This window comes from Bradyrhizobium sp. USDA 372 (assembly GCF_053629095.1).
The window spans coordinates 1,327,559-1,347,080 of the sequence record NZ_JBRJHR010000001.1; the positions used below are offsets into that span (position 1 = coordinate 1,327,559).

Annotated in this window: 22 protein-coding genes; 6 read left to right on the plus strand and 16 right to left on the minus strand. The window is 66.0% G+C overall.

What is annotated here, in order from left to right; translation table 11 throughout:
• The first annotated feature begins 28 nt into the window (after positions 1-28).
• Positions 29-1,918: a CHASE2 domain-containing protein gene (locus AB7M16_RS06540; protein WP_453943423.1), complete on the plus strand. Its 1,890-nt coding sequence runs from the start codon at positions 29-31 to the stop codon at positions 1,916-1,918.
• 218 nt (positions 1,919-2,136) lie between these two features.
• Here the strand turns inward: AB7M16_RS06540 and AB7M16_RS06545 are convergent, their stop codons facing one another.
• The 4 genes from AB7M16_RS06545 to AB7M16_RS06560 form a co-directional block, all read right to left on the minus strand.
• Entirely contained in the window at positions 2,137-3,639 is a 1,503-nt protein-coding gene (locus AB7M16_RS06545; protein WP_453943424.1) for a glycosyltransferase family 39 protein, read from the minus strand.
• 6 nt (positions 3,640-3,645) lie between these two features.
• Positions 3,646-4,773, minus strand: a complete 1,128-nt coding sequence (locus tag AB7M16_RS06550; protein ID WP_453943425.1) for a glycosyltransferase family 2 protein — start codon at positions 4,771-4,773, stop codon at positions 3,646-3,648.
• Between the two features lie 239 nt (positions 4,774-5,012).
• Positions 5,013-5,213: a hypothetical protein gene (locus AB7M16_RS06555; RefSeq protein WP_453943426.1), complete on the minus strand. Its 201-nt coding sequence runs from the start codon at positions 5,211-5,213 to the stop codon at positions 5,013-5,015.
• 88 nt (positions 5,214-5,301) lie between these two features.
• Positions 5,302-5,682 (minus strand): hypothetical protein, encoded by a 381-nt coding sequence (locus AB7M16_RS06560; protein ID WP_260379830.1) that lies wholly within the window; start codon positions 5,680-5,682, stop codon positions 5,302-5,304.
• Positions 5,683-5,782: 100 nt separating this feature from the next.
• On the opposite strand from AB7M16_RS06560, the gene AB7M16_RS06565 reads away from it, so the two are divergent.
• The gene (locus AB7M16_RS06565) at positions 5,783-6,619 is read left to right on the plus strand and encodes a DUF72 domain-containing protein (RefSeq protein ID WP_453943427.1); all 837 of its coding nucleotides are present in this window, start codon (positions 5,783-5,785) and stop codon (positions 6,617-6,619) included.
• A 7-nt stretch (positions 6,620-6,626) separates the two neighbouring features.
• Entirely contained in the window at positions 6,627-7,088 is a 462-nt protein-coding gene (locus AB7M16_RS06570; RefSeq protein WP_260379831.1) for a DUF488 domain-containing protein, read from the plus strand.
• A 126-nt stretch (positions 7,089-7,214) separates the two neighbouring features.
• On the opposite strand, the gene AB7M16_RS06575 is transcribed toward AB7M16_RS06570, so the two are convergent.
• From AB7M16_RS06575 to AB7M16_RS06600, 6 genes are all read right to left on the minus strand, one after another.
• Positions 7,215-8,129, minus strand: a complete 915-nt coding sequence (locus tag AB7M16_RS06575; protein WP_453943428.1) for a PhzF family phenazine biosynthesis protein — start codon at positions 8,127-8,129, stop codon at positions 7,215-7,217.
• Positions 8,130-8,279: 150 nt separating this feature from the next.
• Positions 8,280-9,587, minus strand: coding sequence for an adenylate/guanylate cyclase domain-containing protein (locus AB7M16_RS06580; protein ID WP_453943429.1), 1,308 nt, complete (start codon positions 9,585-9,587; stop codon positions 8,280-8,282).
• A gap of 29 nt (positions 9,588-9,616) precedes the next feature.
• A complete protein-coding gene (locus tag AB7M16_RS06585) occupies positions 9,617-10,780 on the minus strand; it encodes an ABC transporter permease (protein ID WP_453943430.1) in 1,164 nt (387 codons plus the stop codon).
• Positions 10,777-11,709 (minus strand): ABC transporter ATP-binding protein, encoded by a 933-nt coding sequence (locus tag AB7M16_RS06590; protein WP_453943431.1) that lies wholly within the window; start codon positions 11,707-11,709, stop codon positions 10,777-10,779. Before AB7M16_RS06590 ends, AB7M16_RS06585 begins: the two co-directional genes overlap by 4 nt.
• Positions 11,706-12,494, minus strand: coding sequence for an HlyD family secretion protein (locus AB7M16_RS06595; RefSeq protein WP_212258071.1), 789 nt, complete (start codon positions 12,492-12,494; stop codon positions 11,706-11,708). Before AB7M16_RS06595 ends, AB7M16_RS06590 begins: the two co-directional genes overlap by 4 nt.
• A complete protein-coding gene (locus tag AB7M16_RS06600) occupies positions 12,491-13,183 on the minus strand; it encodes a TetR/AcrR family transcriptional regulator (RefSeq protein ID WP_453943432.1) in 693 nt (230 codons plus the stop codon). The genes AB7M16_RS06595 and AB7M16_RS06600 overlap by 4 nt, the downstream gene beginning before the upstream one ends.
• Before the next feature lie 111 nt (positions 13,184-13,294).
• Between AB7M16_RS06600 and AB7M16_RS06605 the strand changes: the two genes are divergently transcribed.
• The 3 genes from AB7M16_RS06605 to AB7M16_RS06615 are packed head-to-tail and all read left to right on the plus strand — an operon-like array spanning position 13,295 to position 14,517.
• Complete coding sequence (locus AB7M16_RS06605; RefSeq protein WP_172783015.1) at positions 13,295-13,630, plus strand: ArsR/SmtB family transcription factor; 336 nt, start codon at positions 13,295-13,297, stop codon at positions 13,628-13,630.
• Complete coding sequence (locus tag AB7M16_RS06610; protein ID WP_212258068.1) at positions 13,627-14,088, plus strand: SRPBCC family protein; 462 nt, start codon at positions 13,627-13,629, stop codon at positions 14,086-14,088. The genes AB7M16_RS06605 and AB7M16_RS06610 overlap by 4 nt, the downstream gene beginning before the upstream one ends.
• 15 nt (positions 14,089-14,103) lie before the next feature.
• On the plus strand, positions 14,104-14,517 hold the full coding sequence (locus tag AB7M16_RS06615) for a GFA family protein (RefSeq protein ID WP_453943433.1): 414 nt from the start codon (positions 14,104-14,106) through the stop codon (positions 14,515-14,517).
• 67 nt (positions 14,518-14,584) lie between these two features.
• Here AB7M16_RS06615 and adhP read toward each other — a convergent pair whose 3' ends face one another.
• The 6 genes from adhP to AB7M16_RS06645 form a co-directional block, all read right to left on the minus strand.
• Positions 14,585-15,610, minus strand: coding sequence for an alcohol dehydrogenase AdhP (gene adhP, locus AB7M16_RS06620; RefSeq protein ID WP_453943434.1), 1,026 nt, complete (start codon positions 15,608-15,610; stop codon positions 14,585-14,587).
• 144 nt (positions 15,611-15,754) lie between these two features.
• Positions 15,755-16,165 carry a DUF2000 family protein gene (locus AB7M16_RS06625; RefSeq protein WP_453943435.1) on the minus strand — a complete coding sequence of 137 codons (411 nt, stop codon included), beginning with the start codon at positions 16,163-16,165 and terminating at the stop codon, positions 15,755-15,757.
• A 131-nt stretch (positions 16,166-16,296) separates the two neighbouring features.
• Positions 16,297-16,686, minus strand: coding sequence for a DUF4189 domain-containing protein (locus tag AB7M16_RS06630; protein ID WP_211403816.1), 390 nt, complete (start codon positions 16,684-16,686; stop codon positions 16,297-16,299).
• Positions 16,687-16,886: 200 nt separating this feature from the next.
• On the minus strand, positions 16,887-18,491 hold the full coding sequence (locus AB7M16_RS06635) for an NTP transferase domain-containing protein (RefSeq protein WP_453943436.1): 1,605 nt from the start codon (positions 18,489-18,491) through the stop codon (positions 16,887-16,889).
• Entirely contained in the window at positions 18,488-19,189 is a 702-nt protein-coding gene (locus AB7M16_RS06640) for an XdhC family protein (protein ID WP_212258063.1), read from the minus strand. Before AB7M16_RS06640 ends, AB7M16_RS06635 begins: the two co-directional genes overlap by 4 nt.
• A 2-nt stretch (positions 19,190-19,191) precedes the next feature.
• Positions 19,192-19,515 carry an XdhC family protein gene (locus AB7M16_RS06645; protein WP_008564652.1) on the minus strand — a complete coding sequence of 108 codons (324 nt, stop codon included), beginning with the start codon at positions 19,513-19,515 and terminating at the stop codon, positions 19,192-19,194.
• Positions 19,516-19,522 lie beyond the last annotated feature (7 nt).

Genomic DNA, 19,522 nt, shown 5'->3' on the forward strand with positions numbered 1-19,522 from the left:
TTGGACAATAGGATTGCAAGACGACCGCATGCGCAGCCGACGCGTTCAGATACTGGTGGCACTCGTCCTCACCGCGCTGTGGGGCGCGGGCATCTATGCCACGCATGCCGACGGCCATCTGCGCTTTCTCGACCGCCTCGAAGCGACGCTGACAGACTGGCGGACGCAGGCCCGCGGCGTGCAGCGTCCGCCGGATCTCGTCACCATCGTCGCGATCGACGACACCGTGGTGAAGCGGGGCGGCAGCTATCCGCTGCCGCGCGCCGATCTCGCCCGCGTCGTCGACACCATCGTGCAGTTCAAGCCGAAGGTGGTGGCGATCGACCTGCTGCTGGTCGATCGCAGCGCAGCGATCGGCGATGCGACGCTCGCCAACACGCTCGCCACCGGCCCGATGGTGCTCGCCGCCGCGGCGATCTTCCCCTCCGCCAGCGAAACCGTGGCCCCCAGCAGCGAAGGTCCCCTGGCCGTGCTGCCCGAGGCCGAGCGCTTCCTGCAGCCATTGCCCGCATTCGCCGTTCACGCCGAGGTCGGCGTCGTCAACGTCGCGACAGGGCAATCAGGCTCGCCGCTCGCGGTGCCGATGCTGTTCCGGACCCGCGACAAGGTCGAGCTGTCGTTTCCGTTGCGCGTCGCGGCCCGCGCGCTCGACAAGCCGCTGACCGTCGCGCCGGGCCATCTCATGCTCGGCGATCGCCTGGTGCCGACCGACAGCAACCTGGCATTGCCGATCACCTATTACGGCCCGCGCCGCACCATCCGTACCGTCAGCGCACAGAGCATCTTCGACGGCACGCTCGATCGCGCGGCCATCGAGAACCGGATCGTCGTGATCGGCGCCTCCGTCGCCGGCGGCGGCGATTTCTATCCGACGCCGTTCGATTCGCTGATGCCCGGCGTCGAGGTGGTCTCGACCGCGATCACGCATCTCGTTGCCGGCGACGCCATCTTGCGCGACCACAGGGTGCGCATTGCCGACGCGCTCACGGCGATCCTGCTGCCGATGCTGCTGGTCGGCCTGCTCGCCTGGCAGCGCATCGCGCTCGGCACCATGGCCGCGGCCGCGGTGATGATCGCCTGGGCCGGGCTCAACCTGTTCGCGTTCATGCATGGCATCTGGCTGAACGCCGCGACCACGCTCGCCGCGGCGGTGCCGCCGGTTGCGGTCTTTGCCGGCGTGCAGCTGTGGGCCGGGGGCCGCCGCACGCAATATTTCGCCGCCCGGAGCAGGTCGCTCGCGCAATTCCAGGCTCCGGCGCTGCAGGATTGGCTGGCGCGAGATCCGAACTTCCTGTCGAAGCCGGTGCGGCAGGACGCAGCCGTGGTGTTCGTCGATCTCTCCGGTTTCACCGGTCTGAGCGAGCGGATCGATCCGGACCAGCTCACGAATATCCTGAAGGCGTTTCATGCGCTGATCGACCGGACCGCGATCGATTGCGGCGGCATGATCACGGGCTTCCTCGGCGACGGCGCCATGATCCTGTTCGGGCTGCCGCGCGCGATGCCCGACGACTCGGCACGCGCGCTGAAATGCGCGATCGATCTGCATCGCGGCCTCGCAGGCTGGATCGCCTCGCTGCCGCCGGCGATCGCAGGTCAGCTCGGCTTCAAGATCGGCGCGCATTGCGGCCCGATCGTCGCCTCGCGGCTCGGCGAAAGCCATCAGCACATCACGGCGACAGGCGATACCGTTAACGTCGCAAGCCGGCTGATGGAGATTGCCGCCCAGAACGATGCGCGCCTCGCGCTGAGCGACACGCTGCTGGATGCGGCCGACTTCCAGGGCGCGCCCGACGGCGTTCTGTCCGGCCCCCTGCTCGCCCAGGTCCGCGGCCGCTCCGGCGTCGTGACCGTCTGGTTCTGGCGCGACCGGGATGGACCAGGCCAGGATGCGGCCAAGGCCGAGATGATGGGCTAAAGCGCGATGAAGTGAGGCTCGATCGCTGCAAAGACGGAGGTGCGCTCCCTCTCCCGCTTGCGGGAGAGGGTTGGGGAGAGGGTGTTTCCGCAATGGCACAATCCCCTAGAGGAGAAAACCCTCACCCGCGCCTTCGGCGCGACCTCTCCCGCAAGCGGGAGAGGTTGCACCGAGCCCGTGGCAATCGATTCGACCTAGAGCCATTCCGCTCTAAGGCGCTACCGCGCTTCCGGCGGCGGCGAGCGGTCCAGCACCTCGCCCTTGGCACCTTCCAGCAGGTCGATGCCGTAGGTCTCGACCACGAGCGGCCCGCGCTTGCGCTGCAATTGCGCCACCTGCGTCACCTGCGCAAAGAGAGCATTGAGGGCTGGATTGGCGTCGGCGCGCAATTCGTCGACATAGAGCAGCCTGCCGGCGAGCAGCTTGGGATCGGGCTCTTTCATGTTGATCCAGCGGATGCGCTGGCTTTGCTGCGCGACGCAGGTGCCGCGCGGCAGATAGAATGCGAGCCAGCTCGTGGTGCCGTAATCCTGCGCGAGCACACAGGTCGCGCCACTGCGCACGCGCACCGCCTCGATCTCTGCCGCGAGCTCGCGCCAGCCGACACCGACACTGCGCACGGTGGCATCGCGGCGATATCCGGACAACCAGCCGGTATTGGCCTGCACGATCAGGGCTGCGAACATGACGATGCCCACCGGCGCGGCCCAGCGCAGGCAAAAGTCGACGAGGCGCCGCTGACGCGGCTTCCACTGCGCGAGATTGGCGGCGGCGGCCGCGGCTATGACAAACGGCGGATACACCGGTGCGAACCAGTTGGCCTCGACGCGGGCATGCAGCGAATGCCAGACGAAATAGGCGACGATGGTCCAGAACATCGTCTCGATCAGCACCCGCGAGGCCAGCGCGCCGGCGCGCTGCCAGGTCAGCGCGTGCAGGCCCATTGCGCCGAGGATGAAGACCAGCGGCGTTGCGAACGCGATCTGGGTCGGGATCAGCTCGGCGATGAAGACGGGGCGGAAGTCCTCGATCCTGGCGCGGCCGAGCTGCTTTGCGAACGAGACCCATTGATGGTCTGCATTCCAGAGGATCACCGGCGAGAACAGCGCCAGGGCCACGAGGCCGCCGAGATAGGGCCAGGGCGAGAGAAACCAGCGCCGGAGTTTTGGCACGGATGCGAGCCAGATCAGGATCGCCGGCCCGAAGAACATCGCGGTGTATTTCGACAGCAGAGCCGCGCCGACCGCCACGCCGACCGCGAGCCACCAGGCGCCCCGTCCCGTCTCCAGCACCTTGGCGAGGAAGAACAGCACGAAGCTGGAGGCGACCAGCAGCGGCGCATCGGGCGTGACGATCAGTGTGCCGACGGAAGCAAGCAGCGTCACATTGAGCAGGATGGCGCTGGTCGCGGCCACGCGTGCGCCGCCGAACAGGATCGCGGCGGAGCGATAGACCGCGTAGCTCATCGGCAGCGCCAGCAGGATCGAGACGAGGCGGACGCCGAGCTCGGTATCGCCCGCGATCATGGTGCCGGCGCGGATGACATAGGCGACCATCGGCGGATGGTCGTAATAGCCTCCGGCGAGGCTCTTCGACCACATCCAGTAATAGGCTTCGTCGAACGTGATCGGGGTGAACGCGGCTGCAACGAGCCGCAATCCCACCAGCGCGAGAATCAGCAGCGCGGTATTGCGGACGATCCGCGCGTCAGCTCCGCCCATGTCGCGCTATTTCTTGCGCCAGACGAACAGTCCGGACATCGCGTAGTTCCACACCACGCCCATCAGCGCGCCGGCCATGCCGGCCAGCCACCAGATCGGCTCCTGGTCGTAGACCGAGAAGGCGACGCCGACATTGGCGAGCAGGCCGACGCTGCACACGATGTAGAAGGCGATCAGGCCGCGCAGCAGCGCAAAGCCCTTCAGCCGCTGGTCGCGATAGGTGAGGAAGTTGTTGAGGATGAAATTGCTGGTCATGGCGACGATGGCGCCGGCGGCCTGCGCCTCCGCGAATGGCGCGTTGAACAGGCGAAGCGCGATGAACAGCGTGGTCAGGTGCACCACCAAGCCGAAGCCGCCGACCATCGCGAACAGGATGAAGCGCAGCGAGACGACGTCGTTGGTCAGCTTGGCGAAGACGAGACCGAGGAAGTCGAGCGCGACCATGGAATCGAGCTTGCTCTCGCCGTGCTGGCGGGCGCCGAAGGTGTAGGGAATCTCGACCGCCCGCAAGCTGCCATGCGCGGTCGCGACGATGTCGAGCAGGATCTTGAAGCCGTGCACGGAGAGCTTCGGTGCGAGCTGCTCGAAGCGGTCGCGGCGGATCATGAAGAAGCCGCTCATGGGATCGGCAATCTCGACCCGCAGCATCTTCTTGGCGACCTCGGTCGCGAGCGCGCTGGCGCCGGCGCGCTGCTTGTTGAAGCCTTCGCTCTTGTAGCCCTCGATGTAGCGGCTGCCGACGACGAGGTCGGCCTGATCGCTTGCGAGCAGCAACAGCATCTTGGGCAGCTGCGTCTCGTCGTGCTGGAGGTCGGCATCGATCACGGCCACATAGGGCGCGCTGGAGGCGAGGATGCCCTCGATGCAGGCGCCCGACAGGCCGCGGCGGCCGATGCGGCGGACGCAGCGCACGCGGCTGTCGCGCTGCGCCAGTTCGCGCACGACGTCCCAGGTGCCGTCCGGCGAATTGTCGTCGACGAACACGACCTCCCAGGCAACGTTGGCGAGCGTCGCCTCCAGGCGCCGGTACAGCACCGCGACGTTGTCGCGCTCGTTGAAGGTCGGTACGATGACCGACAGTTCCGGGCCCTCTTGAGCCTGGTTGTCGATGCCCGGTCTGATCGCTTCGTTCATGACGGCAGCGTATATCCGCCGCATCCTGCGCTGCCAAGCCGGGGTTCTGGGGAATGGCCGAAAAGGGCCCTAAAATGCCAACGACCCCGGAACGGCGGGCCGCGCGTACATCCGGCGCAGGCCTTAAGCTATTCCAAGGTCGTCCCAGCGACGGAGGTCTTACGCTCAACGTCGCCGTTAGAAGCTAGATGGGGACGGCAAAGGCGTTCCGCAAGGGGCGGAAACCCGGTTTTCATGCCCTATTGGTTGGGCACTTCCCGGATGATCGGCCCGCGCGGCGCGGGCGCGGCGGGGGCTGCCGGTGCCGCCGGAGCGGGCTCGACCTTCGCCGGCTTGGGCGGCTTGCCGTATTGGCCGATCGGCCCGAACACGACGGCAACCCCAAGCACGACCGCCGCGACGATCGCCCCCAGAATGCCACCCACCGACTCAGACGACATGCAAGTCCATCCCCGCTCCAGACCGGCCCACTGATACCACGGATGCGCGCGCGGCCGGAAGAGCTCACAGACAGCAACTAGCGACGGGCTACTTCGCCGGCGGCCGATGCTTGACGAAGGCCATCACGATGTCCTTCTGCGCCGCCTCCACCGCCCTGTTCGCGGTGGCGAGATGGGCGCCGGCATCGATGCTGGGATACTGCGTGGTGAGATAGTCGAGCAGCGCCACCCGGTAATATTGCCGCTCAGAAGGACAGGCGCCCGCAACCGAGCGGCCGAAATCCTGCTCCGACAGGCCCTGATTGGAGTCGCGCGAATATTCCCGCGCCAGGCAATGCCAGTAATCGTCGCGGCCCTGCTGGGCGAGCTTCTGCGCGCCCTTCGCGTCGTCGTCATCCGCCACGGCATAATTTGTCATGGCAGCAGATGTCATCATGACGAGCGCTATTCCCACCAGCAGCATCCGCATCTTGTTCTCCTTCTTCGCGGGTCCGGTCGCGAGCTTAGACGGGGCCGGCCAACTGGCCAATCACATCTGGTTTGATTAGGATGAGATCCCTCCCCCGTCGATGCGAGATCCTCCCGTGGCCAAAGCAAAAACTGCGTCCAAAAAATCCGGCAACATCTTCATCGGCATCGGCGGCTGGACCTTCGAGCCCTGGCGCGGCGTGTTCTATCCGGAGAAGCTGGCGCAGGCGAAGGAGCTGTCCTATGCCGCCTCCAAGCTGACCTCGATCGAAATCAACGGCACTTACTACGGCTCGCAGAAGCCGGAGAGCTTTCGCAAATGGGCGAGCGAGGTGCCTGAGGGCTTCGTGTTCTCGGTGAAGGGACCGCGCTTCGCGACCAACCGCCGCGTGCTCGCGGAGGCCGGCGATTCCATCAAGCGGTTCTACGATTCCGGCGTACTGGAACTCGGCGATCATCTTGGGCCGGTGCTGTGGCAGTTCGCGCCGACGAAAAAGTTCGACGGCGCCGATTTCGGCAAGTTCCTGGAGCTGTTGCCGCGCAAGCTGGAGGGGCGCGCGCTGCGCCATGTCGTCGAGGTCCGCCACGACAGCTTCTGCACGCCGGACTTCGTGACGCTGATCCGCGAGTTCGAGACGCCCGTGGTGTTCGCCGAACACGGCAAATATCCTGCCATCGCTGACGTCGCCGGCGATTTCGTCTATGCGCGGCTGCAGAAGGGCAATGACGAGATCAAGACCTGCTATCCGCCGAAGCAGCTCGATGCCTGGGCCGAGCGCTTCCAGGCCTGGGCTTCGGGCGGTGAACCCGACGACCTGCCGAAGGTTGACAAGGCCAAGCCGAAGAAGGAGCCGCGCGACGTGTTCGCCTATGTCATCCACGAGGGCAAGGTGCGCGCGCCCCACGGCGCCATGGAATTGATCGCGCGGGTGAGCTGAGGTTCACATGGCAAAGGCGAAGAAGCTGTTCACCATCGGCTATGAGCAGACGCCGCCCAAGGCCGTGCTGGACGAGCTGGAACAGGCCGGCGTCAAGCTCGTGGTCGACGTGCGCGCGGTGACGTCGTCGCGCCGGCCGGGCTTTTCCAAGAAGCAGCTGTCGGCAGGCCTCGACGAGCGCGGCATCGGCTATGTCCATCTCGCCGCGCTCGGCACGCCAAAGGAAGGCCGCCTCGCCGCGCGCGGCGGTCAATACGACGTGCTCGAGAAGATCTATTCAAAACACCTGAAGACGCCGCAGGCGAAAGAAGAGATGGACGAGCTCTCGGCGCTGGTGAAGAAGGCCGGCCCCGTGTGCCTGCTCTGCTACGAGCGCGACCACACCCACTGCCACCGCCAGATGATCGCCGAGATCATCGAGGAGCGCGACGGGGTTGCGGTGAAGAATTTGGCGGGGCGGCAGGTGTAGGGGTCGCAGTCATTTCGGGGCGCGCCTCTTGGCGCGAACCCGGAATCCATCGAGCGCCAGAGGTGGTGGATGAATGGATTCCGGGCTCGCGACTTCGTCGCGCCCCGGAATGACACGTGGGGAGGCTCAGCCCTCCCCCGCCAACCTAAACGTCCCCTCCATCATCGGCACGCAAGCGCCGCCGACGTGAGCGGACACGATCTTGCCGTCCTGTTTGCGCACGCGTGTCAGGAGAATGCTCGGTCGGCCCATGTCAAAACCCTGGCCTACAGTGAGCTTCAGCTCACCGTCGCGCGCCGGATTGAGGTCGGCGAACAGCGCGGCGGCGGCAACCGTGGCGCTGCCGGTGGCGGGATCCTCGACGAGACCGCTGGCACCACGCATGAACATGCGCGCCTGCCGCTCGCAAGGCGCCTCCGCCGGGGGCACGTCGCGGGTATAGAACCACACCGAGCGAGCACCTTCGCGCGGCAAGACCTTGCTGAAGGCTGCCGCATCGGGCCGGGCCCGCTTCAGCGCCTCGCGCGAATGCAGCTCCATCACCAGAAACGCGTTTCCGACGGTGACGATCTCAGGCTCGTGATTGTCGGTCTTGATGTCGTCGGCAACGAGTGAGACGCAGCTCGCAGCTTCGGCAGCCGACAGCCGCGACAGCCGCTGCAGCGGCTGCGGCGCGGTAAGCTCGGTTCTGATCACCCTGCCCCGCTCTCGCACGATCTCGACCGGGACGAGCCCGGCCTTCTCCTCGAACAGCAGGCGCGGCTTCGGCTCTTTCGCCATCGAGGCGAGCACGAAGGCGGTGCCGACATTGGGATGGCCCGCAAAGGCAATCTCCTGGACCGGCGTGAAGATGCGCACCTCCGCATCATTGGCCTTGTCGCGCGGAGGCAACACGAAGGTGGTCTCGGAATAGTTGAACTCGGTCGCAATCGCCTGCATCTGCGCGGTCGTGAGCCCGCCGGCATCCAGCACCACGGCAAGCTGGTTGCCGCCGAAGGCGCGGTCGGTGAACACGTCGACGGTGATGTAGCGGCGCTGCATCGTCACTTCCCCATGCAAGTCGCGGCCACGACCGGCCGCATCGCGCGGCACTCTACAGGCCGACAACATCGCTCGTCATGCCCCAAAATTGAGTGCAATCGGAGCAATCGCTTGGATGAAGAGAACTGCGCACACCGATTTGTGAGCGCGCTACCCCAGCTGAAACACCGGTACTTTCTCGTCATAGCCGCGCACTTCAACCTCGCCGAGCGCGACGGCATCGTTGCCGTCTTCGCCCAGCGCCTCGCGCACGGATGCGGAGATCAGGAGCTGCGAGCCGAACTCCTTGTTCAGCGCCTCGAGCCGCGAGGCGAAGTTCACGGTGTCGCCGATGACGGTGTATTCCTTGCGCCGGGGCGAGCCGATATTGCCGGCGACGACCTCGCCGAAATGGATGCCGATCCCGATCCGCAGCGGCCAGCTGCTCTCCGCGTTGATGCGATCCATCGCCCGCAGCATCTCGCGGCCGGCGGCGACCGCGCGGTGCGCGGCGTCGGATGCTTCCAGCGGCGCGCCGAACAGCGCGAGAAAGCCGTCGCCCAGGAACTTGTTCACGATGCCGCCCTCGCGGTCGAGAATGTCGACCAGCACGGCGAAGGCGCCGTCGAGCCGGTCGACCACCTCCTGCGGCGTACGCGACTGCGCACCGGTCGTGAAGCCGCGGAAATCGACGAACATCACCGCGACGCGGCGGACATCGCCGCCGGTGCGCGGCCCCGCCGTCATCAGCCGCTCCACCACCTGCGGCGAGACGTGCTGGCCGAACAGATTGGTGACCCGGTCACGCGCGGTGGCGGCCGCGATGCTCGCGGCGAACTGCCGCCGCAATTGCGCGCCGACGGCGCCCGCGAGCACGCCGCAGATCAGGATGATGGTGCTGCGGACGGCGTGAAAATAGAGCTGGGGCTCGCCGACGCTGCTCGAGGGATCGTAGACCAGTGCGACCGCGAACAGCTCGGCAGCAGCGACGAAGCCGGTGAAGGTCGAGAGCCAGAAATCGAGCCGCAGCGTCGAGAGGATGACGAAAATGAAATACATCAGCGGCACGGCGAAGCCGAGGGCCTGGGTCGCGCCCATGGTCCGGATCTGCAGGATCAGGATCACGGTCGGCAGCGATGTCTCGATCAGCGTGCCGATATAGCGCCTGGCCACCGGCACGTCGCGATCGAGGCGGAGGTTCTTCCTGATCTGGGTGTGGACCCAGACCTCGAACAAAATGAAGCCGACGAGCAGGCCGTAGACTTCGGCGAGCCCTTCGGTGCCGCGCCAGACCCGGTTCACCACGGCGGGATCGACCAAATAGACCGCGGTGAGGAACAGCGTCATGACGCAGCCGGTCGCGATCAATGCCCGCACCCGCAACAGCTCGGTGCGCAGCACCTCCCGCGTCAGCTCGCGCTCGAAGTCCTCCGACAAGGCGGCATGCTGCCGCGCCTTCCTGCTCGCAAACTTGGCCATTCGGCCCCTCGATTCCGGGGTATTGTGCCTCAATCCAGCGTACGGCGGAAGCGCGTCACGGCGACGGTCATGGCGAGCAGCATCAGGGCCGCCAGCGCCAGCGCGTCGAAATGCAAATTCTGCATGGTCGCGCCCTTCAGCATGATGGCGCGGACGATTCGCAAATAATGGGTCAACGGCAAGGCCTCGCCCAGATATTGCGCCCAGGCCGGCATACCTGCGAACGGGAACATGAAGCCGGAGAGCAGAATGCTCGGCAGGAAGAACATCATCGACATCTGCATGGCCTGGAGCTGGTTCTGCACCAATGTCGAGATGGTGTAGCCGATCGACAGATTGGTGGTGATGAACAGCGTCGAGAGCAGCGCCAGCAGAACGAGATTGCCGAGCACGGGCACGCCGAACAGGCCGACGCCGATGCCGATGATCAGGAAGGCCTGGACGAAGCCGACCAGCACGTAAGGGATGATCTTGCCGAACATCACCTCGACCGGCTTGATCGGCATCGACAACAGGCTCTCCATGGTGCCGCGCTCGACCTCGCGCGTCACCGACAGCGCGGTGAAGATCAGCATGGTCATGGTCAGGATGGTGCCGACGAGGCCCGGCACGATGTTGAGGCTGGAGCTAGCTGCCGGATTGTAGCGGGCATGGGCGCGGATCTCGAACGGCATCTCCGGGGGATCGCCGATATAGAGGTCGTGCTTGAGCGCGGTCTGCACGACCATGCCGAGCGAGCCGATCGCCGAGCTCGCCGCGATCGGATCGGTGGCATCGGCCGCGACCAGCAGCGCCGGCCTGTCGCCGCGCCGCACCGCCCGCTCGAAGCCGCGCGGGATCTCGACGCCGAACAGCACCTTGCCGGATTTCAGGAGATTGTCGAAATCATCGACGTCGTGCACCTCATAGAGGAAGCGGAAATATTTGGTGTTCTCCAGCGCCTTCAGGATCGAGCGGGCGAGATCGGAATCCTCCTGGAGCAGCACCGCGCTCGGCAGATGGTGCGGCGTGGTGTTGATGGCATAGCCGAACAGCATGAGCTGCATCACCGGCAGCATCACGATCATCGCGAACGAGACGCGGTCGCGCCTCAGCTGGATGAACTCCTTGATCAGCATCGCGTAAGAGCGCCGCAAAAAGCCGAAGCGCTCGCGGATTTCGCGCCGTGGTGCAGGATGGTCGACTGCGCTCATTGGAAATTATCCTTGGAGCGCCCCATCAGCTCAATGAACACGTCTTCGAGTGAGGGCTGCGACTTCTGCCAGTGCAGTCCGCTTTTCTCGCGCCAGGGCGCGATGCTGGCTTCGAGCGCCGGGACGTCGCGACCGGACACATGCAGCGAGGTGCCGAACGGCGCCACCATGTCGATGCCGGGCTTCCCCGTGAGCGCGGCGCCGAGCTCGTTCAGGTCGTCGCCCGTGACGGTGTAGGTCGTCAGCGCCGATTTCGCGATCACCTCCTCCACCGTGCCGTGCGCCAGCAGATAGCCATAGGCGATGTAAGCGATCTCGTGGCAGCGCTCGGCCTCGTCCATGTAATGGGTCGAGACCAGCACGGTGAGGCCCTCGGCGGCGAGGGCGTGGATCTCGTTCCAGAAATCGCGCCGCGCCTTGGGATCGACGCCGGCGGTCGGTTCGTCCAGCAGCAGCAATTGTGGATTGGGCAGCGTGCAGGCCCCCAGCGCCAACCGCTGCTTCCAGCCGCCGGAGAGCTCGCCGGCGAGCTGCTCCTCGCGCCCGGAGAGCCCGAGCCGCTTGATCATGTCGCGCGCGGCGCCGCGCGCGTCGGTGAGGCCATAGAGCCGCGCGACGAATTCGAGGTTCTCGCGCACCGAGAGGTCCTGGTACAGGCTGAAGCGTTGCGTCATGTAGCCGACCTGGCGCTTGATCTTCTCGGCATCGCGGCGGATGTCGTAGCCGAGGCAGGTGCCCTCGCCGCTGTCAGGCGTGAGCAGGCCGCAGAGGATGCGGATGGTCGTGGTCTTGCCCGAGCCGTTGGGACCGAGGAAGCCGTAGATCGAGCCGCGCTTCACCTGCATCGACAGATCGTGCACGACCTCGCGGCCGCCGAATGATTTCGTCAGGCCTTTGACGTCGATGGCGATGCCGTTGCCGTTGCTCATCGCTTGTCCGCCACCGGTGTCTTCGGATTAAGGTAGATGTCGATCGGCTGTCCGACGCGCAAGGCATCGGGCCGCGAGGGTCGCGCCTGGATCAGATAGACCAGCTTGTTGCGCTCCTCGAGGCTGTAGATGACGGGCGGCGTGTATTCGGCCGAGGTCGCGATGAAGTAGATCTTCGCGGTGAGATCGGCGGCGCAATTGTCGCAGGACACGCGCACCGTGTCGCCGATCGCGAGCTTCGGCAACTCGGTCTCCGGCACGAAGAAGCGCAGCTTCATGTTGCCGGGCGGCATGATCGAGAGCACCGGCCGCTGCGCCGCCACCATCTCGCCTTCGCGGAAATAGATCTGCTGGATGGTGCCGGCGACGGGCGCGAAGCCCTTGCGCCTCGCCATCCGCGTCTCCGAGGTCGCCACCCGCGCCTCCGCGACGCGCAAGGCGGACACGGCGGAATCGAGATTGGCCTGCGTGCCGGAGCCGGTCTTGTTCAGCGAAGCCGCACGGTCATAGGTCTGCTGCGCGTTCGCGAGCGTCGCCTTCTGCTGGTTGAGGTCGGCAAGCTGAAGATCGTCATCGACGGAATAGAGGTGATCGCCGACCTTGACCTCGTCGCCTTCGCGGACGTTGAGCTTGGTGACCCGCCCGGCTTCGTCCGGGCTGACGAAGATCATGTCGGCCTCGACCCAGCCCTGGAAGCCGGGATCGCGCTTCTCCTTGCACCCGGCAAGCCCGGTTGCGAGCACAGCGAGCAATGCCAGAACAGAAATTGTTTGCGACGACCTCATGTCGTCCTCCGTTCGCCAAAAATCAAATCGAGATGAACGCGCAGCATCTCCTGCGCGTCGAGCGGCGCATGCCGCGCAAACAGGCTCTGCCAGATCACAGCGATCATCGCGGGCGCGACCAGGATCTGCGGATAGCGCGCGAGGTCCTTCTGCCGGATCTCGCCGCGGGCGATGCCGAGCTCGATCAGCGCGCGCATCGCGGCGACCCCGCGCGAGACCACCTCGCGGTAGTAGAAGTCGGCGACCGACGGAAAGCGCGGCCCCTCCGCCACGATCAGGCGCACCAGATCGCCGCGCCTGGTGCCGATCACCTCCTTCAGGAAGTTGCCGGCGAACGTCTCGACGAGGTCGCGCACCGAGCCCGCCGGCGGCGGCAGCGTGGTCAGCCGTGCGACCACGGGAACGATGACGATGCGCACCAGCTCCTCGAACATCGACTCCTTGTCCTTGAAGTGAAGGTAGATCGTGCCCTTGGCGACGCCGGCGCGCTTGGCGATGTCGTCGAGCCTGGTCGCCGCAAAGCCGCGCGCAATGAACTCCTCCATCGCCGCCTCGACGATCGCCGCACGCCGCTCCGCCGCCCGCGTGGCGCGGTTCGAGGCAGGTGCTGCATCGGGGCCTGCAGACGCAGGGCCGTTCGCGTGGGAGGCCGCAGAGGGCACAGCGGCTTCGGTTGGCTTCTTCGTCATTTGAAATTTATGACTGACTAGTCAGTCATTGTCAAGTCCACAAAGACAGGCCGCCGTTCCAGCAGACGAATTAGCGTTGACTAATGCATTAGCATTCGCTAATTTGATTTCATGATCGAAGCCGCCCCAAACCCCGTCACCACCGTGATGCGCGCCCTTGCCGATCCGACCCGCCGCGCCGTGTTCGAACGCGTGTTCGACAGCAAGGAGATCAGCGTCGCCGAGCTGACGCGCGGCAGCGGCGTGACCCAGGGCGCGATCTCGCAGCACCTGAAGTCGCTGAAGCAGGCCGGCCTCGTCGCCGAGCGCGCCGAGGGCCGCAACGTCTACTACCGCGCCGCGCCGCAAGGACTCGAGCCGCTGGTCACCTGGATGGACCATTACGGCGTCTTCTGGCGCGAGCGTTTCCAGAACCTGCGTGACCTCTTGAAGGAGATCGACCCGTGAGTGCTGCCGCGTTGAAAGCCGACACAAGAGACATCGTCATCGACGAGGTCTTCCCTCACACAGCCGAGACGATCTGGAAGGCGCTGACCAGCGCGCAGCTGATCGGGCGCTGGCTGATGCAGCCGACCGGCTTTGAAGCCGTCGAAGGCAAGGCCTTCACCTTCCAGACCACCCCGGGCGGCAATTGGGACGGCGTGATCCATTGCCGGGTTCTGGAGGTCGTGACCCTCAGGCGCCTCGTCTACGCCTGGAAGGGTGGCGACGAGCGCAACACCGGCTATGGCGCACCGCTCGACACCGTCGTGACCTGGTCCCTCACCCCGGTCGAAGCCGGCACGCGGATCCGCCTCGTCCATGCGGGCTTCGTCCTGCCCAGGAACGAGTCGGCCTACACGGTGATGAGCGGCGGCTGGAAGAAGGTCGTTCGCAAGCTCGATGAGATCAGCGGCGAAGGTTGAGTGGGAGATATCGCGATGGAAAAGCCCTATACCGGCGGCTGCGCCTGCGGCGCCATCCGCTATTCGATCGAAGGGGAGCCCCTCTTCAGCAATCACTGCCAGTGCCGGGACTGCCAGCGGGAAAGCGGCAGCGGCCATGGCTCGTACGCGACCTTCGCGCGCGCCGGTGTCACGCTGACGGGCGATGCCAAACACTGGGACATGGTCGCCGACAGCGGCAAGGTGAAGACGCGCGGCTTCTGCACACAATGCGGCGTAGCCGTCTACATGACCTTCGCCGCGCAGCCCGATGTCTTCACCATCCGCGCGGCAAGCCTCGACGAGCCCGCCCGCTACAAGCCGCAGGCGGTGACCTTCGCCGCGCGGGGACATGGCTGGGATCCGCTCGATCCGGACTTGCCGAAATTCGAAGGGATGCCGCCGGGGTGAGGCGCTGGATTCTTGTGTTGACGCGTTTTCTTTACGCGAACCGGTATCCACTTCGCTCGAAAACGCTTTAGGCAAAATCCAGCACCATGCGGCCTTCGATCTTGCCGGCCTTCATGCTGTCGAAGACGTTGTTGATCTCAGTGAGCGGCACCTTGGTCACTTCGGCCTTGACCTTGCCGTCGGCTGCGAAGGCGATGGCTTCGTCGAGGTCGCGGCGGGTGCCGACGATGGAGCCGCGTACCGTGATGCGCTTCAGCACGACGTCGAAGATCGGCGTCGGGAATTCGCCCGGAGGCAGGCCGACGAGACTGACGGTGCCTTTCCGCCGGACCATCTTCAGCGCCTGGGCGAATGCCGGGGTCGAGACCGCTGTCACCAGCACGCCGTGGGCCCCGCCCCCGGTCGCCGCCAGCACCTTGTCCACCGCATCGGCCGCGAGCGCGTTCACAGCGAGATCGGCGCCAGTCTCGCGTGCGAGCTTGAGCTTGTCTTCGGCGATGTCGATAGCCGCGACCTTGAGTCCCATCGCCTTGGCGTATTGGACCGCGACGTGGCCGAGCCCGCCGACGCCCGAGATCACGACCCACTCGCCCGGCCTCGCCTCGGTCTCCTTCAAGCCCTTGTAAGTGGTGACGCCGGCGCACAGGATCGGCGCGACGCCGGCAAAATCGATCGTTGGCGGCAGCTTGGCGGCGAAGGCAGCCGAGGCGATGACATATTCGGCGAAGCCGCCGTCCACGCTGTAGCCGGTGTTGTGCTGGTGCTCGCACAACGTCTCCCAGCCGGTCTCGCAATATTCGCACGACATGCAGGCATCGTGCAGCCAGGCGACGCCGACGGCATCGTCGACCTTGAGATTCTTCACGCCGGGCCCGAGCGCTGCGACGATTCCGGCGGCTTCATGGCCGGGGATGAAGGGCGGAACCGGCTTCACCGGCCAGTCGCCTGAGGCGGCGTGCAGATCGGTGTGGCAGACACCGCAGGCCTTGACCTTGACTAGGACCTCGCCGGGACCGGGCTGCGGCACCGGCACGTCCTCGATCACCAGCGGCTTGCCGAATTGTCTGACGACTGCGGCTTTCATGGTCGGCATGGGTCTGCTCCGTTTGAATTGCGGGAACAGACTAGCGGCGACGGGCCATGCGCCTTTGATTGGAGTCAAACCGCACAAAGTTTACGCAAGCGCTCGCGCCATCGTGACATCGCGATGACAACGCGGCGACGCGCGACAGACCTGTCAGCTGTGGAACTTGAGGCCGTCGACGATCTTGTCGATCACCTTGCGCTCGGCGCGCATCGCGATGCCGACGAGATTGAGATCGATGCGCGCGACCGCCCTCACCGCCTCGCGATTGGCGGCATCATGCGTGGTCTTGAACATGTCCTCGGTGTAGACCGCCGGCTTGACGTTGCGGGTGAGCGCGCGATCGAGCGCGCGCGACAGGGCGGGACCATCGGCGCCGTAGATCAGGATCGGCTGGCCGATCAGCGAGAGATATTTCGTGCTTGAAGCGTCCTCATAGGGCTCGCCGATGCATTCGGGAAACGCAGCCGCGATACCGCTGGTGAGAAAGGCCGCAACGTTGAGCTTCTGCCACGCCTGAAGATCGGTGCGGATCACGACGGCGATCTTGGTATCGAATTGCATGTGTTTCCTCAGCTGTCATTCCGGGGCGCGCCACTTGGCGCGAACCCGGAATCCATCGGGCCGCAGAGTCGGTTGGCGAATGGATTCCGGGTTCGATGCTACGCATCGCCCCGGAATGACAGCAAGAGGAATCAGCCCTTTGCGTCGCAGGCCCAGGCGCGGATCACGCACTCTTTGCCGCCGTACTTGTAGCATTCGCGCGTGGCGGCATTGAGAGAAGCGGAAATCTTCGGCTTGACCGCATAACCATAGGCGCCGCAGGGGTTGGCGAGATCGACCGACATCGCCGCGCAAGCGCGCTTCATCGTCACCGTCGTGCAATCGCCCTTGCACTGCTTCTGCGCCGCGGCGCGGGCCTCGTGCTCGGCGCCGTAGTCAAAGGCCTGGCCATAGGCACCGCATTTGCCGACTGCGAAGGCGCCGGCGGCATGCGCATGCGTGATGTGACGCGCACCGGCGACGCAAACGGACAGCGCAAAGAAAAACATCGCGCAACGGCGCGCGACGACGTTCGAAGCCATGGAAAAACCCCTCCCCCCAAGGCAGGTCGAGGCAACTCTAAGCGGCGGTCGTTTCCAGATGGTGAACGGGTGGTTGAAATCGGGAGGAGGCTTGGGAGGCGCCGTAGGGTAGGCAAAGCGCAGCGTGCCCACGAATTGTCGATCGCAATGACGAGACGGTGGGCACGGCGCTGCGCACCTTTGCCCACCCTACGGCTCCCTCATCCACGTCTTGCCGCTTCCAATGCCTGCGGCGTGTCGATGTCGAGGAAGGCGCTCTGGCCGTCCACCGGCACCTCGGCGACGGCCTCGGTGTGCTTGGCGATCAAATGCCGCGCGCCGATGTCGCCGTCGAGCGTCATCAGCTCCTTGAAGAAGCGGCGCGACCACAGCACGGGGTTGCCGCGGCGGCCCTCGCTGACGGGCACGACGATGAGATTGCCGCGGTCCGGCGCGAAACTGTCGATGAGCCGGTCGATCAGGCCGGCGTCGATCAGCGGCATGTCGCCGAGACACACCACGGCGCCGTCGCAGGTCTCGGGCACGGCCGCGATTCCCGCCTTGACCGAGCTGGCGATGCCGCCGGCGAAGTCAGGGTTGCGGATGAATTTCACCTTCAGGCCTTGCAGCGCCTGCTCGACCAGTTCGGCCTGATGACCGGTGACGACGATCACCTCGGATGCCTTGGAGGCCAGCGCCTGCTCAGTCGCGAGGCGCACCAGCTTCTTGCCGTCGAGCTCGGCGAGCAGCTTGTTCGGTCCGCCCATCCGCGTCGAGCGGCCCGCCGCGAGCACGATGGCCGCGACCTGGCTGTTGCCCTCGGTCTCGGGCTTGGCGCGCGGCTGCGGCCGCGTCACGATCTCCATCAAGAGGCCGCCGACGCCCATGCCCATCAGCTCGGACCGCGTCACCTCAATGCCGGCGAGAAGCCGCATTAAGACCCAGTCAAAACCGTTCTCGACCGGCGAGCGCGCGCAGCCCGGCGCGCCCAGCACCGGCACGTCGCCGGCGCGGGCGATCAGCAAGAGATTGCCGGGGTCGACCGGCATGCCGAAATGCTCGATCTCGCCGCCGATTCCGGTCACCGCCGCCGGAATCACGTCGCGGCGGTCGGCGATCGCTGACGCGCCGAACACGATCACGAGCTCGGCGCCGAGCCCAAGCAATTCCTTGATCGCGGCCGACAGCGCCTGCTCCTCGTGCGGGACCCGGCGCTCGGCAATGATGCTGGCGCCGGCCGGGGCCAGCCGTTCGGCGGTGACGCGCAGGGTCTTGTCGATCACCTTGGTGGACAGGCCCGGCAGCAGCGTCGAGACCACGCCGACACGCTTGATCACGTAAGGCGCCACCTTCAACACGTCCTTGCCCGCCGCCTTCACCGCGGCATCGCGCAAACTCGCTTCGACGCCGAACGGGATGATCTTGACGGTGCCGACCATCTCGCCCTCGACCACCGGCTTGTAGGCGGCGAGCGTCGCAAAGGTGATGGCTTCGTCGATGTTGTTGATACGGTCGACCGCGGCGCGGTCGATCACCAGCACGCCCGCTCGCGCGGCGAACAGATTGGCGCGGCCGGTGAAAGCGCGCTCGACATGGATGCCCTCGCCGCCGATGGCGAGCGCGATGCTGGCGGCCGCAACGTCCTCGGAGACGTCGCCCGCCTCCATGCGCACCACGACGATGTCCTTGATGCCGGCGCGCTCCAGCGCCTCGACCTCGGCAGGCCCGATCGTCGTGCCCTTCTTCAGCACCAGCGATCCCTGGCGCAGGGTGTGGACGGTCACCCCGCCAATCGCATCCCTCGGGCTCGCCGGGCCGAACTTCATGCCGCTTCTTCTTTTTCCTTGGGAGGCAGCCGAAGCACGGCCGTGATCTCGGCCATGATCGCCACCGCGATCTCGGATGGCGAGACCGCGCCGATCGCAAGGCCAATGGGCGCGTGGATGCGCGCGATGTCGCTTTCCTTGGCGCCCTGCGCCCGCAGCCGGTCGCCACGCTTGGCATGCGTCTTCCGCGAGCCGAGGGCGCCGATGTAGAAGCAGTTGCGCTCGAAGGCGTGCAGCAGCGCGGGGTCGTCGATCTTGGGATCGTGCGTCACCGCGACGAACGCCGTGTAGGCGTCGACGTTGAGCGGCGGCAGCGCAGTATCAGGCCATTCGGCGATCAGCGGAATGTCCGGAAAGCGCTCCGGGCTCGCGAAGGCCGTGCGCGGATCGACCACGGTGACGTCATAACCGAGCGAGCGCGCCAGCGGCGCCAGCGCCTGGCTGATATGGACCGCGCCGACGATGACGAGCTTTGCCGTCGGGGCATAGACGTTGAGGAACAGCTTCTTGCCGGCGGCCTCGACACTGGCGCTCTTGCCCGTGCGAAGCTGCTTGTCCAGCTCGGCGCGCAGCGGATCCCTGGCGAAATCCTTCGCCTTCACCAGGCGCTGCTCGCCGCTCTCGGTGTCGGTCACCAGGATCACCGGTCGGCGCGCGGCGCGCTCGGCATTGAGCTCGTGCAGGATATCGAGCTTCACGGCTAACCGACCTTCTCGACGAAGACGCGGATGGTGCCGCCGCAGGACAGCCCGACATTCCAGGCGGTCTCGTCGGCGACGCCGAACTCCAGCATCTTGGGCTTGCCGCTCTCGATCACGTCCATGGCCTCGGTGACTACGGCGCCCTCGACGCAGCCGCCGGACACGGAGCCCAGGAAGGTGCCCTCGTCGTTGATGACGAGGCTGGAGCCCGCCGGACGCGGCGCCGAGCCCCAGGTCTCGACGACCGTCGCCAGCGCAACGCCTCGGCCGGCCTTCTGCCAGTCCTCCGCCGCCTTCAGGATGTCCTCGTCGCGATCGAGCATGGCTGGC

Coding starts and splice junctions, on each gene's coding strand:
- AB7M16_RS06595 (WP_212258071.1), bottom strand. CDS start 12,494: ATGAGGTCGTCGCAAACAATTTCTGTTCTGGCATTGCTCGCTGTGCTC.
- AB7M16_RS06555 (WP_453943426.1), bottom strand. CDS start 5,213: ATGTCGTCTGAGTCGGTGGGTGGCATTCTGGGGGCGATCGTCGCGGCG.
- AB7M16_RS06590 (WP_453943431.1), bottom strand. CDS start 11,709: ATGAGCAACGGCAACGGCATCGCCATCGACGTCAAAGGCCTGACGAAA.
- AB7M16_RS06580 (WP_453943429.1), bottom strand. CDS start 9,587: ATGGCCAAGTTTGCGAGCAGGAAGGCGCGGCAGCATGCCGCCTTGTCG.
- AB7M16_RS06545 (WP_453943424.1), bottom strand. CDS start 3,639: ATGGGCGGAGCTGACGCGCGGATCGTCCGCAATACCGCGCTGCTGATT.
- AB7M16_RS06635 (WP_453943436.1), bottom strand. CDS start 18,491: ATGAAGTTCGGCCCGGCGAGCCCGAGGGATGCGATTGGCGGGGTGACC.
- AB7M16_RS06565 (WP_453943427.1), top strand. CDS start 5,783: ATGCGAGATCCTCCCGTGGCCAAAGCAAAAACTGCGTCCAAAAAATCC.
- AB7M16_RS06625 (WP_453943435.1), bottom strand. CDS start 16,165: ATGCAATTCGATACCAAGATCGCCGTCGTGATCCGCACCGATCTTCAG.
- AB7M16_RS06575 (WP_453943428.1), bottom strand. CDS start 8,129: ATGCAGCGCCGCTACATCACCGTCGACGTGTTCACCGACCGCGCCTTC.
- AB7M16_RS06645 (WP_008564652.1), bottom strand. CDS start 19,515: ATGCTCGATCGCGACGAGGACATCCTGAAGGCGGCGGAGGACTGGCAG.
- AB7M16_RS06550 (WP_453943425.1), bottom strand. CDS start 4,773: ATGAACGAAGCGATCAGACCGGGCATCGACAACCAGGCTCAAGAGGGC.
- AB7M16_RS06570 (WP_260379831.1), top strand. CDS start 6,627: ATGGCAAAGGCGAAGAAGCTGTTCACCATCGGCTATGAGCAGACGCCG.
- AB7M16_RS06630 (WP_211403816.1), bottom strand. CDS start 16,686: ATGGCTTCGAACGTCGTCGCGCGCCGTTGCGCGATGTTTTTCTTTGCG.
- adhP (WP_453943434.1), bottom strand. CDS start 15,610: ATGCCGACCATGAAAGCCGCAGTCGTCAGACAATTCGGCAAGCCGCTG.
- AB7M16_RS06615 (WP_453943433.1), top strand. CDS start 14,104: ATGGAAAAGCCCTATACCGGCGGCTGCGCCTGCGGCGCCATCCGCTAT.
- AB7M16_RS06585 (WP_453943430.1), bottom strand. CDS start 10,780: ATGAGCGCAGTCGACCATCCTGCACCACGGCGCGAAATCCGCGAGCGC.
- AB7M16_RS06540 (WP_453943423.1), top strand. CDS start 29: ATGCGCAGCCGACGCGTTCAGATACTGGTGGCACTCGTCCTCACCGCG.
- AB7M16_RS06605 (WP_172783015.1), top strand. CDS start 13,295: ATGATCGAAGCCGCCCCAAACCCCGTCACCACCGTGATGCGCGCCCTT.
- AB7M16_RS06600 (WP_453943432.1), bottom strand. CDS start 13,183: ATGACGAAGAAGCCAACCGAAGCCGCTGTGCCCTCTGCGGCCTCCCAC.
- AB7M16_RS06560 (WP_260379830.1), bottom strand. CDS start 5,682: ATGCGGATGCTGCTGGTGGGAATAGCGCTCGTCATGATGACATCTGCT.